The organism is Halobellus captivus (genome assembly GCF_003697845.1).
In the GTDB taxonomy this organism is placed as follows: Archaea; Halobacteriota; Halobacteria; order Halobacteriales; family Haloferacaceae; genus Halorubrum; species Halorubrum glutamatedens.
Genome location: NZ_RDQE01000003.1, coordinates 318,175 through 330,463, shown reverse-complemented (window position 1 = coordinate 330,463; position 12,289 = coordinate 318,175). Strand labels below are relative to the sequence as shown.

Below are 12,289 nucleotides of genomic sequence, written 5' to 3'. Positions count from 1 at the left end.
TTAAGCAGGTGCTCTTCCTCTATCTCGCTGTCTGCTTGGGTTGCTTCCACACTCTTCCCAAGCAGACGCTTCCTCTAACCCGATGTGATCGACTGAGTATCGATTAATTTCAACTACTGTTGCTTGACGACGATTGTATCTGCAGCGAGATCGCCAACGCGCTGGTTGTCGTCTGTAAACAGTATCAACACCATCGCAACCAGATTCGCCGTTGGCAGCGCATCAACGATCCACAGCAGATTCCGCAGTATCGACGCGCCGAGCGTACAGTTTGAGCCGTCGGACTTGACGACGACCAGCCCTACCATGTACTTTCCAGGCGTGTAGCCGTACAGTCCCTCAAGTAGAAATCCGTAGACCAATGTTGCGATCAGGCCCGTGAACGCCAACACGAGGAAACCGATATCGCCAAGGGCCGCCCCGGCGAGTACAACGGGACCCCAAATGAGCCCCATGAGAATCGAGTCGATGATATACGCAAGTATCCGGTGCCAAATCACGTCTCCGTTCGTTCCAAGCTGTGGTTGCGGATGTTTCTTCATATGGCGCTCGTGAGGATCCAACAAAATGTAATTGTTGAATCCCTCTGAGGATTATCGAATTAAGTAAAAATACAGCACATTCGTATAATCTCGCTACGGTAGTAGCGCGTGAACTTGTTCTACGTGTACCGTCGTCGATCTAGACTCTCGAAGGATCAATACTCAAGCAGGCTCTCACGGCGGATTCAGTTGTCAAATTGTGAAACAAATCACGTGATGAGAGTTCTATGACATCCACGTTTCTCAAAACAGATTTTGAACGTTCAAGATATTGATATTGTCTGCTTTCCGATGACGTAGTATGGCCCTCCACCAGACAGTTCATTCGTGTTCGGACAACACAAACAGACGTCGATTTCTCGCCGTGTGTGGTGCTGGACTTCTCGGCGGCACAGCCGGCTGTACGGCGGTCGTAGACCATCTTGCCGATATCGCGTTAGGCGATGTCAATCTCTTCAACGAGACCGACACTGTCCTTACCGGTACGGTGACGCTTGTTGACCCGTCGGATGAAACAGTGTTGTCGGAATCATTCGAATTGCCACCGGATACCGACGATGAAGAAACTGACGAGGAAAACGACGAAGACGGCGTGAAGGCCTACGAAGACGTATGGACCGAGACTGGCACGTACGAAGCAAGCATCGAACTGGATGAGTCCGAGGTTCAGGGAGAATCTACTGCTTCAGCGTCGATCTCAATAGACGACACGAGCGAAGAGATGCTTGCGATCGCGTTCGGTGCAGAAGAGTTCGACGACGCGATCGGCTTTACCGTCGGCAAGTCGTTGAGCGAATTCGCACAGGCGTGACCGGTACGGTCTGTTTCACCTGCAAAGCACTGCGAAACGGCTCTACTCGTTCGCGTTCAAACTGATTTTGACTCTTCCAAGTTTTTATACGTGCTATTATTGAATCGCCCCTATATGCCCTCCATCACACGACGAAAGACGATTACCCTGCTCTCAGGGTGTGTTGCACTCGGAGCAATAGGCGGTGCCGTTGCACAGACGACCCAGAAGAACGCACCGCATCTGATTGTGAATAATCAAACGGAGAACGAACTAGACATCACGACAGTCATCCGTACCGCTGAAGATGGTGAGGAACTCGTCGACGACACGGCATCCGTTCCAGCGAACGGGGACCACGGATATACGGGCCTAGCTGCCAACGAACCACTCGACGCAACGCCGCCCTAACGGGGTGATTCAGGATGGCCTCGAAATACCGACGCGGGTTCGACATCACCCGCGACAGTCTGCGCGTGTTCACGCGAGAACCGAGTCTACTGCTTCTGCCGGCGTTGAGTTTCCTTGCTGTCGGGAGTGCCTTCGCCGTCCTCGCAGCGATCCTCTTCCAACAGGGGCTCGTCGAGTCAGTTGTCACCAATGATCTCTACAAGTACGGTGCATTGTTCTGTGCGATTGCGATCTCATCGAGCGTGGCGACGTTTTTCAATGCCGCTGTAGTACACTGCGCGGCACAACTGTTCGAGGGGAACTCGACATCCGTTCGGGATGGGCTCGCCGCGGCGTGGCGTGCTCGCCGCCAGATCGCAGTGTGGGCTGTCGTCGCCGCGACGCTCGGCACGGTCCTGTACATTCTCGACGAGAAGTTCGGTGTGGTCGGGAGCTTGACGCGTGCCGTGTTCAATCTCGCGTGGGCACTCCTGACGTATTTCATCGTGCCAGTCATCGTTCTCGATCAGCGACGAAAGCTGCGCGACCAACTCCGGCGAAGCGGGTCGCTGTTCCGAGAGACGTGGGGTGAAAGCGTCTCCGCCACGCTCGGCGTGAGTTTCATCTTCCTGCTGGTTGCGCTCCCAGGTGTCGCGCTTGGCGTAGCGGGATATTTCATCCTCGATGGTGTACTCGCTGTGGGAGCGCTCGTCGGTGGGGGCGGGATCGTCGTCACTGCCATCGTCGGCTCGCAGACGGCCTCTGCGATCGTCCGGACCGCGCTGTATCGATACGCGACGACGGGTGAGCAGGTCGGCCCGTTCGACGGTCGAGATCCGGACACGGTCTTCCCCGAGAACTGACGATGCCGATCTACGACCGACAATCCCCTTCAAAGTACGAGATCGTCGATCGGTACGAGGCTGGGATCGGGTGGCTTGCACATCCGAACGAAACCGGTCGCCGGATGAGCCACGCCGTCGTTGGAGAGGATGACGGCGTGTGGCTCATCGATCCGATCGACGCGCCAGAGATCGACGAGGAGCTTTCAACGCTGGGCGACGTGCGCGGCGTGATCGTTTGCTCGAACTACCACGTCCGTGATGCAGACGTTTTGGCGGCGCGTCACGATGTCCCCGTGTACTGTCCCCCGTGGCTCTCCCGAGCGGCATCTCACCTCGATGCTCCGATCGAACCGGAGACGAATACGATCGGCACGTCCGGATTCGAGTTGCGTCGCTGTCACCCGTTCCCAGGCTGGTCTGAAGCGGTCGCCTACTGTGCGGCTGATCGCACGCTCTACGTCCCCGACGTACTCGGGACTACGCCGCTGTTCACCGTGGGCGAAGAGCGACTCGGGATGTACCTGCTGTGCCGGTTCAACCCACCACGAACTGTGTTCGAGGGGCTGTCTCCACACCGAATCCTCGCCGGCCACGGACCCGGAATCTTTGAGAACGCCTCGGCTGCCCTGCGGACGGCACTCGACGGAGCACGTCGCCGCTTGCCCGCAGCACTCCGATCCAACGGGTGGAGACAACTCCGGGCGCTGACAGCGGCACTCGGGGATCGAAGGTAGGTCAGGTGCTGCTCAGAGATAGACAGCTACCTCGAATTCGTACCAGCTCCCATCGTATATCGCGTACAGATTCGGAAACGTCGTATACTCCTCATACTCGCTGTGTTCGCTAACGTGGTCGGCGGCATCGAGGTAGGTGAGGACTGCGTTGAGTCCATCCGACATCGGTGGCGACTCTTCATAGAACCCCGAGACTGGTCGTCCATCCGTTGCCGTGTCGAGTACGTCTGCCGCCTCACTTGAGAGCGAAACCGTCGAAAAGTCGACTTCGAGAACGGTGTCGCGGACGTGTTGCTCGTATTCAGATCGAGACCCTCCAATCTGCTCGGCAGTGAACGTCCGTTCAGTGACGGAGATGGTATCTTGCTCGGCTCGGGCTTGAAACAGATGATCGTTGTGTTGGAGATACTCGAATGAGGGTGATGGAACGAGGTCACTACCTTCGGTATCGAGATGGTCGTGATATGTGACGCCACGTGAACCAGGCTCTTGATCAACGACATCGATCGCCGGATCTCGATCCGCGGCAGCGGCTTCCATCGCCCGCTGTAGTATCTGCTGGTCACGATCAGACAGTGATGGGATCGGTACCGTTGCCGGCTCGGTACCGTCGGACGGTTCCGAATCCTGTAGGTCGAGGTAAAACTCCCACCAGTCTCGTTCGACAGTCCGAACCGTCTCGACGTGGATCCGGTAGTATCGGTCGCCGTCGGTAGCGAACTGGGGGCGTTCCCGTTGCTCAGAGCCGAACTCGTACTCGTAGGCTAGCTCGTATTTCAGCACCGTAACGGAGCCACTTGTGAGTAGTTCGTCGTAGACGGTGCGCTTGTACTTGTCGGGATAGTCGATGGCGAACTGCGCTCGCTGTGCCGTCGGATCTGTCCACAGAAACTCCTCGTGCGAATTCTCTTTTGGATAGGCACTCAGCCGAAAACGGCTATCACCCGATGAGAGACAGCCGGCGACACTCGTGACGCCCGCCACTCCGAGTATCGTCAACAGCGTCCGTCGAGTATGTCGAGCACTCATCTTCTACAGCTACCGAGTGTCGGTAGGAGTCGAAACAGCGTTCTCTCACAGTACTGTTCGACCCGAGACTGACGTATTCTCACGGATATCTCGGTATCGCTTGGCGGAGTGTTTCAAGACCCCGATAGCTCAAATCGAAGTTGTTCTTTGCATCGTTCCCACAAAACAGGCGTTACAAGCCCTCAAAATGGTTAAATATGGTTTTGATACTACGTTCGACCTAATATATGGGCGTGGTACACAGTGGATGTGATGGTCACAGTCTCCGCATTCAAAGACGGATTCACCGCCCTCCGCGAGAATCCAATTCTGCTCGTCGCCGGCCTTCTCATCGGGGGCGGCAGCCAGCTACAATACGTCGATCACCTGATCGAATCACCACTCATCTCGGCAGGCGTCTCACTCGCGTGGCTGCTCGTCTTCCCGTTCGTTCTCGGCGGATTCATCGGTACAGCCCAAGGCGCGATCGACGGAACAGGCGCGTCGCTCTCCCGCTTTTTCACTGCCGCCCGGACGCATTATCTCCGACTGCTCCTTGCAACTGTGTTGTTCGTGCTGGTCGTCCTTGGAACCGCTATGGGACTCGGGCTCGTCGGGTTCGTCCTCGGTATTGGAACGATGGCGCTCGCCGCGATTCACGAGATGGCTGCGTTCGGCGCGGGCGTCGGCTCGCTGCTGCTCTGGCTCGTGTCGATCCTCGTTGTCATTATGTTCGTGCAGTTCTACGACACCGCGATCGTCATCGAGAATGAGAGCGTTACTGACGCGTTCCGGAGAAGCATCGGACTCGTCCGCTCGAACCTGAAAAGTGTCGCCGGATTCTCGCTGGCGTGGCTCGTCCTGCTGAACGTCTTCTTCATCCCCGACTACCTGCTCCAGTTGACGATGGCGGACACTGGGCCGGCTGACGTGGTACCGATCGACCCCGGAATTCCGATCGCCGTCCTGCTCCCGATCGGGATCGTCCTTTCCGCGGTCGGATTCGCGTACTTCTATACGGTGTACACGGCCTACTATATGCGGTTGATCGCTCTCTCACCCGCTACCCCGGAATCAACATAAATACCTGCAAACAATTACGAATGACCGTTTCGAACAATCACCAACCGATCTAGATCCCCGCGACCACGATCCACAGAAGCTAACTGTACCCATGGCACGACTCCTCCCAACACAAACGGACGCCGCCGTCGAACGAAGCGACACCCCAGCCGTACTGAGTCTCGACGACGATGCAACACGGGACGTGATCGAAGCACTCTCTTCAGAAACCGCATACGAGATCTTCCGGCTGCTCAACGAGACGCCGGCGACCCCATCGCGGATCGCTGATCAACTCGACCAGAGCATCCAGAACGTCCACTACCACTTGGAGAATCTCAAAGCAGCTGGCGTAATCGAAGTCACGGACACCTGTTATTCGGAGAAAGGCCGTGAAATGAGCGTGTTCGTCGTTTCGGAAGACCCGACGCTGCTCTTCCTCGGCACCGAGGACGACCGTCCGAGTCTCAAACGCGCGTTCGAATCCTTCGCGTCGCTACTCGGCCCACCGTCGATCCTGCTTGCCGCCGGCGAATCCATCTCCCAGTTCGTTACTACCGAATGAGCGAACACACCGACTCTCCGATCCGAAGCACTTCTACCGGTCACGACACGACTACGTGTGACGTGGCACCGACGATCAAGGCTCGGGATGATGTCGATGGCTGTGGGTGTCTCGAATGCCGAAACATCGAGACGACTACCACCAATCGGAGCGTCCTCGATGCACTCGTCTGGTCGGTTCGCCTGTTTCGGTCCTACCCGTCGATCCTCGCCTTTGCTGGCGTGATTATCCTTACAAACCGCCTTCTCGAGACAGATAGCATCGCGTTGCTTCCGATGCCCGCGGTCGGCGTCATCGAAGCCATAACAGCGTTCGCGTTCATTGTCCTGATCCGCGCCTACGTGGGAACGATCGTCGCCGGCGAATTAACCGGCAACTCCGTCACGAAACGCGAGGGACTGCGTCGAAGCATCGCCCGGGCACCGGCCTTAGTCGGCGTTATCCTTCTCATCGTGTTCTCAGTGATGACGATTCCGTTTTTTGTATCGCTTCCATTCTTCTTTTTGGTTGGCGTACTCCCGATTACGTCGATGGAGATGGTCAGTTTTCCCGTCGCTGTAGCGGTGGGTGGAGTCATATTTGCCGTGCCGTTCCTGTTTCTCCTGTTCAAGTTCTGGTTCGCACCCGAGGCGTGTGTCATCGGTCAGTATGGCCCGCTCAAATCACTCCGAGTGAGCTGGCGCATCACGACGAACTACCGAGGGAAGTTCCTGCTCATCGTCGTCATCGCTATTGGAAGTGGAGTCAGCCTCTATCTCCCACCAGTTCTCCCCCAGCTCGAAACAGGACTGACGCTGGTACAGCCCGTGTTGGGTGTGATCTCGTCGAGTGTCGGTGAACTGCTCTCAATCGTGTGGGCAGGCGCGTACGCACACATCTACGTTCAAGGGGTCGTGTTGTGACTACATCACTGAACGTAATCGTTGCTCGATCTGTAGCCGGCGAAGCCCGACCTCGATTCCTGTCACGATAAGGAGCAGACCGAGGTAGAGAAACCACGCGCCGAAGTACAGCGCGTGTGGATCGTCGGGACCGGCTGTGAACTCCGCCTGGACATCAAGCAGGATGAACGCCGTGAGTAACGTAGCTGGCGCAACTACGAGATGGCGAACTAAGAGATACAGTGGAACGGCAGCGAGTATCCACATTCCAAGAGTACTACTGACGTACAGAAGCCAGCCGAGTTCGCCCGAGACGGTGAGACCCAGTCGGAGTGAAAACCACAGCATCACGACCGCGTGGAGTACGCCACCGACCGTGGCGATACCAACTGCCCGCTTCCGCGATTCGGGAATCGAAATCAGTGAGATCGGTGATGGGACTGTTGGAAGCCGCTTCCATCCTGTTCGAACGGTGTATTCGACCAGTCCGAGAAACAAAAAGCCAACAGTCCAGACAGAGGCATTCAGCATATACCGGACGATGTACAGTCCGTTCTCAACGACGATGATGCCGGTGGGTTCTACAAGCCCTTCTAACGCTGCGACATCACGAAAGGTCGGTCCCGGTGGTGTGAGCTCCATCCCGAGTACGTAACCGGTGGTCATCGTGAGGGCAAACAATGGGGTGATAATTCGATAACAGAGTGCAAGCCACACTGGAACAGCGGCCACGACGACGAGCCCACCATAGCGCCACCCCATCCCGAGACTTGTGTACTCGGATGGACCGACCGAATAACCGAGAGTCAATGCCACAATAATGAGTATTCCCGCGTGAACGAATCCGACGAGAAGGCCGATTAGAATGGATCGGGTGGAGGGCATCACGTCCCTGTGCGTCTCCCAGTTGTATGTATATTATTCAAGAAAGAGGAGTTCATAGAACACTTCACAAGGTGTTGCTTTCACCATTTCCTAGCCAAATCACTTGGTAGAGTAATTAGAAAAGTGACCCGAAAGACCATTTAATCCCTCTCTGAAGTCCAAGCATGTTGCCTTCCCTCGGCTGACGCTTCGAAAGGCGTGTAAACAATACGGTCCCGGTCGCCTTCCCAAAGCTGATCAGCCCGATATTGGCGCGGGATACGCAGCCACTTCAGCAGCGGTTTTCGTAACCGTCCTTTACGGCATTGTGCTGAGTGTGTCCACCGTACAAGGGACGAGTAGTGATTGGATGGTGAATTTCCTGTTTCCCGCTCTCGCTCTCCCAATCGTCGTACCTTCGGCATTTTTTCTCGGCGTGGTCGGCTGGCGTTAATCGCCACTATCTTCCTCAATTACTGGAATTATTCTCACGTGGTGGATTTCTACCCCGGTTGGCTGCCTCTCGGGATTGGTATATCTGAACGTAACCGAAAAAACTGTGAACGCCACTTAACAGAACGATTCTCGGACAAGTGATGCCGATAATGTAGTTTCAAGGTCGCAGGTATCGAGTGTATGAGTATGGTCTCAGAGAAAACGGCGGCCGATATGTTCTCGCTGCTCTCGGATGAGAGCCGGGTGGGAATTCTCCGGGCTGTCGCCGTCGCACAATCTGAGCAAGCTCTGTCAAATTCGGGCTTTGCGCCGTTGTCATTCTCGGATATCTACGAGCGCGTTGCTATCGATAATACGTCGAAGCTCTCATACCACCTTGGCGAACTCACGGGGACGTATCTTCGGAAGACCGAGGATGGATACGTGTTTACCCATGCCGGTGAGCAGATCATCCGATTCATCCTTGCACAGAATTTCAGACGGCCACCCGATATCGATAGTATCGAGACGGAAGGAATGTGTCTGTTCTGTGGAGAAACGCAGCTTGAAGCGGGGTTAGACGACCAGTACTTTATCGTGCAGTGTCCGTCGTGTGAGCAGCCGGTAACGGGGTATATTGTAACCCCGGCACAGGCGCGTGCGCATTCGGGGCCGGCATTGCTGGAGTCGCTCAAGCGAAAGCAAGCGGCTGAGTTTGGGCTCGTTCAGGATGGGATCTGTCCCGAGTGTGGTGGAGTGATACGGACCGAGATTCTCGATGCGAGTGAGCAGTCGCTCCCTGATGAGGTACCTGTTTCGTATTTTGCTATCGAGGAGTGTGAGGCGTGTCTGCGTCGGTATAGTGGACCATTGACGTACTGTGTGGCGTTTCGTCCGGCGGCGATCGCGTTTTACTGGGACCACGGTGTGAATATTCTAGGTACGGGGTGGTGGGAACTACACCGGTATCTCAGGGATGGTCGCTGGAGTGCTGAACAGGTGGCGACTGATCCGGTTGAGTATCGGGTTGAGTTGCGGTACGAGGATGCGGTGCTTCGGGTGTTTCTCGATGGTGATGCTCGGACGATGCGAACGGAGCGCGTGCGCGGTCGGAATTTCGATTGAAAGCGATTACCTCAAATATGTTTCAAAATAGTCGTTGAGCGTCTCAGTGCGGTAAGTCCTGTTATGCGTTTTTCTGACGTGTTATCGCTCTCGAACGTAGTTTGTCGCTTAACCGTGGTTTTGAAATCGACCTGAAAATATATCACTTATTCGATAATACTTATGAGGAATGTAGACCTCTCTTCAGATGCAAAACGAGGCGATCCCAATGACCAACCACGACACTCACGACACAATCAACACGCCGGACTCCCCTCGACACTCGCAACACGAGACGAGGAATACGTCGAACACCGGTCAGATGACCGTCCAGGACATCCAAGAAGCCTATGCACGCTACGCAACGTGGATCGACCGGCTAGGTTGGTTGAACCGACTACTCACCGGGCGCTATCGCAGTCGTCAATTTTCACAAGCGACGGGCCGAGTACTCGACGTAGCGTGTGGAGCCGGAACGAACTTCCAGTACCTACCGGAATCGACGGAGATCGTCGGCATCGATATCAGCGAACCGTTGCTAGAACGCGCCCGGTCGGAACTTGAGACCCTCGAACGCAACGGGACAGTCAAACAGATGGATGCACAGGACCTCGCGTTCGAAGACGACAGTTTCGATACGGTCATCTCGTCGTTCTCGACCTGTACGTTTCCGGATCCTATCGGCGCTCTTCGAGAAATGTCGCGTGTTTGCCGTCCCGAGGGGCAGATCTTGTTGCTTGAACACGGTCGCAGCGACAACGATCTCATCGCACGGTACCAGGAATGGCGCGCCGACGCCCACTACGAGAAGTCCGGCTGCCGAGTGACCCAAGAGCCACTCTCCGTTGTCTGTCGAGCTGGATTACCCGTGAATGAAGCCGAAACCGCGCAGCTCGGCCGGATAACCCGGATCGTGTGTGACCCAGTCCCGACCACGACCAACTAATGCACGACCGGAAAACGAATATCGGACCCAGCAATGACGGATACGTAACCCGACGAGCGGTCCTCGCTGGAATCGGTGCGTTAACCGTTTCTGACCTTGGCGGTACAATAGGCACGGCGGCCGGTAGTGGGGAGTCTGAGGCTGGAACCGCGTCACCCACTGGAAGCTCGTTTCCTGAAGCCACTGAGATCGAATCGGCCGTCGATGACGTGATGATTCAGCGAATCGGGGATACGACGCCCGGCGCGACAGTGGCTATCGTTCGAAGCGATGGTCCTGTCCTTATCAAAGGATACGGCGATGCTGATGTGGACTCTGACACACCGGTTCAAGCATCTAAAACCGCGTTTCGTGTCGGTTCTGTTGGCAAACTCGTAACGTGGACTGCCGTTATGCAAGGCGTCGAACAGGGCGTCCTCGATCTCGACGAGGATGTCAATCGCTATCTCGACGATTCCGAGGTCACGGTCCCGGAGACCTACGAGGAGCCGGTGACGTTACGACACCTCGGGACCCACACCGCGGGATTCGAATCAGCAATCGATCCCGACGTTGTCGCTGACTGGGACGCGATCGTGCCGCTGGAAACAGTTCTCGTCGATCAGATGCCCCCTCGCGTGCGCCCACCGGGTGAATTGGTCGGATACTCGAACTACGGGGCGGCGCTTGCCGGACACATCGTCGCGGAAGCCCACGATACCACGTTTGAGGAGTACGTACAGTCGGAGATATTCGAACCGCTCAATATGACGCATAGCACGTTCGCCCAACCCGTTCCGGACGATTCTCCTGGGAATATCGCCGCAGGTCATACCCGAGATGGGGACGGCTTCCAGACTGTTGATACGGTGTACATCAATATGCGTCCGGCGGGATCGATGACAGCGACGGCGCGTGATCTGGCGGCGTTTATGCGCGTACATCTCGGAGCCGGGACAGTCGACAACAGACGGGTCTTGCAGACAGACACGGTACGGGTGATGCACGACCAACATCACGTGCGGCATCCCGCCGTCACCAACTGGCGGTATGGCTTCCACGAATACGGGCATCCAGACGCGGGGGTACTCGGTCATTCAGGCGCGACGGTTCACTTTTCAAGCCATCTCGTGCTCGTCCCTGCGTCCGATGTCGGGATCTTCGTGAACTACAACAGCAATAGCAGCGAGCACCCCCCGCCGGGAACCGTGATCGACGAGATTCTTGCTGTATGCGGGCTTCAGTCCTCATCGACCGAACCAACACCGACAGCACAGCCTGGAAGTCGAGAACGCGCTGAGACCGTCGCTGGCGGGTACAGCCTCTCCAGTCTCCCACAAAGCGGCCCGCTACAGGTGATCGATGTCCTGGAACACGTGTCGGTCGAACCCGCGGCTCAGAACCGTCTCCGCACGGTGACACTCGCCGGGAACACGCGCCAATGGGTTGAGACCGATCCGTATGTCTACCACGAGGTGGACGGGAACGATGTCCTTGCATTCGAGGTCAGAGACGGTGAGGTCGAGAGAATGTATATGGCAAGCGAACCGACAGGCGTCTACCAGCCAGTCCCGGCCCACGAACGCCAACTCGTCACCGGGAGTATACTGGGTGTATCCCTCGCCGGCTTCGGTCTTTCCCTTGCCGGATGGGGGAGACAGTGCGCTCGGCAGACGTGGAAACAGTATCGCACGGAGACAGATTCAGTCACTGAGGGGGAGCACACCGAATGACAGATCACTCCGAATCTATCCATTCTCAGCAGTCAGGCCATCCCGCCGAACACATAGAGAGTGACGAGAGGACACGTAGTCTCACGTGGCTCGCTCGTGTAGCCGGTGTTACACTGAGTACTGTTTCTCTCGGGTTTGTCCTGCTTCTGTTAGTTGTTATTGAGAGCGGCGGCGAGCTCACGCTTATCACACGACCATTCCTGATGCAGGTCGTGCTCACACTCCCGTACCTCATTGGGTTCCTCACAGTCGGAACGACTGCTGGCGCAGTACTGGCGTGGTGGCACCGATACTGGTCCCGGAGAGTCCGTATTCATCACACACTACTGGCGGTTCTCGGACTCGGGTTCAGTTGGCAACTCGTCAGGCTCGGATTCATCACGTTGTGAGGGATTGAAGGAGAGCTAGCAC

14 protein-coding genes are annotated in these 12,289 nt (G+C 56.3%); 11 read left to right on the top strand and 3 right to left on the bottom strand.

Going from position 1 to position 12,289, the window contains the following annotated elements; all coding sequences use genetic code 11:
• Nucleotides 1–113: 113 nt before the first annotated feature.
• On the bottom strand, nt 114–542 hold the full coding sequence (locus tag EAO78_RS05415; RefSeq protein WP_122104817.1) for an RDD family protein: 429 nt from the start codon (nt 540–542) through the stop codon (nt 114–116).
• A 301-nt stretch (nt 543–843) separates the two neighbouring features.
• On the opposite strand from EAO78_RS05415, the gene EAO78_RS05410 reads away from it, so the two are divergent.
• From EAO78_RS05410 to EAO78_RS05395, 4 genes are all read left to right on the top strand, one after another.
• Entirely contained in the window at nt 844–1,353 is a 510-nt protein-coding gene (locus tag EAO78_RS05410; protein ID WP_238987622.1) for a hypothetical protein, read from the top strand.
• A gap of 114 nt (nt 1,354–1,467) precedes the next feature.
• Complete coding sequence (locus EAO78_RS05405) at nt 1,468–1,743, top strand: hypothetical protein (RefSeq protein WP_203227832.1); 276 nt, start codon at nt 1,468–1,470, stop codon at nt 1,741–1,743.
• Between the two features lie 14 nt (nt 1,744–1,757).
• The gene (locus EAO78_RS05400) at nt 1,758–2,585 is read left to right on the top strand and encodes a DUF6159 family protein (RefSeq protein ID WP_122104816.1); all 828 of its coding nucleotides are present in this window, start codon (nt 1,758–1,760) and stop codon (nt 2,583–2,585) included.
• A gap of 2 nt (nt 2,586–2,587) precedes the next feature.
• Nucleotides 2,588–3,301 carry an MBL fold metallo-hydrolase gene (locus EAO78_RS05395; protein WP_122104815.1) on the top strand — a complete coding sequence of 238 codons (714 nt, stop codon included), beginning with the start codon at nt 2,588–2,590 and terminating at the stop codon, nt 3,299–3,301.
• Between the two features lie 12 nt (nt 3,302–3,313).
• Here EAO78_RS05395 and EAO78_RS05390 read toward each other — a convergent pair whose 3' ends face one another.
• A complete protein-coding gene (locus tag EAO78_RS05390) occupies nt 3,314–4,300 on the bottom strand; it encodes a hypothetical protein (RefSeq protein WP_136516487.1) in 987 nt (328 codons plus the stop codon).
• Nucleotides 4,301–4,582: 282 nt separating this feature from the next.
• Between EAO78_RS05390 and EAO78_RS05385 the strand changes: the two genes are divergently transcribed.
• The 3 genes from EAO78_RS05385 (at nt 4,583) to EAO78_RS05375 (ending at nt 6,838) form a co-directional block, all read left to right on the top strand.
• Nucleotides 4,583–5,392 carry a DUF7847 domain-containing protein gene (locus EAO78_RS05385; RefSeq protein ID WP_122104813.1) on the top strand — a complete coding sequence of 270 codons (810 nt, stop codon included), beginning with the start codon at nt 4,583–4,585 and terminating at the stop codon, nt 5,390–5,392.
• A gap of 91 nt (nt 5,393–5,483) precedes the next feature.
• Nucleotides 5,484–5,936 (top strand): ArsR/SmtB family transcription factor, encoded by a 453-nt coding sequence (locus tag EAO78_RS05380; protein ID WP_122104812.1) that lies wholly within the window; start codon nt 5,484–5,486, stop codon nt 5,934–5,936.
• Nucleotides 5,937–5,998: 62 nt separating this feature from the next.
• Nucleotides 5,999–6,838 (top strand): hypothetical protein, encoded by an 840-nt coding sequence (locus EAO78_RS05375; RefSeq protein WP_238987621.1) that lies wholly within the window; start codon nt 5,999–6,001, stop codon nt 6,836–6,838.
• Here the strand turns inward: EAO78_RS05375 and EAO78_RS05370 are convergent, their stop codons facing one another.
• A complete protein-coding gene (locus EAO78_RS05370; RefSeq protein WP_122104811.1) occupies nt 6,839–7,702 on the bottom strand; it encodes a hypothetical protein in 864 nt (287 codons plus the stop codon).
• Between the two features lie 621 nt (nt 7,703–8,323).
• On the opposite strand from EAO78_RS05370, the gene EAO78_RS05360 reads away from it, so the two are divergent.
• From EAO78_RS05360 to EAO78_RS05345, 4 genes are all read left to right on the top strand, one after another.
• The gene (locus EAO78_RS05360) at nt 8,324–9,241 is read left to right on the top strand and encodes a DUF7351 domain-containing protein (RefSeq protein ID WP_122104810.1); all 918 of its coding nucleotides are present in this window, start codon (nt 8,324–8,326) and stop codon (nt 9,239–9,241) included.
• Between the two features lie 208 nt (nt 9,242–9,449).
• Nucleotides 9,450–10,166: a class I SAM-dependent methyltransferase gene (locus EAO78_RS05355; protein ID WP_238987620.1), complete on the top strand. Its 717-nt coding sequence runs from the start codon at nt 9,450–9,452 to the stop codon at nt 10,164–10,166.
• Nucleotides 10,166–11,878, top strand: a complete 1,713-nt coding sequence (locus EAO78_RS05350) for a serine hydrolase domain-containing protein (RefSeq protein ID WP_122104809.1) — start codon at nt 10,166–10,168, stop codon at nt 11,876–11,878. The genes EAO78_RS05355 and EAO78_RS05350 overlap by 1 nt, the downstream gene beginning before the upstream one ends.
• On the top strand, nt 11,875–12,267 hold the full coding sequence (locus tag EAO78_RS05345; RefSeq protein ID WP_122104808.1) for a hypothetical protein: 393 nt from the start codon (nt 11,875–11,877) through the stop codon (nt 12,265–12,267). The genes EAO78_RS05350 and EAO78_RS05345 overlap by 4 nt, the downstream gene beginning before the upstream one ends.
• The last annotated feature ends 22 nt before the right edge of the window (nt 12,268–12,289 follow it).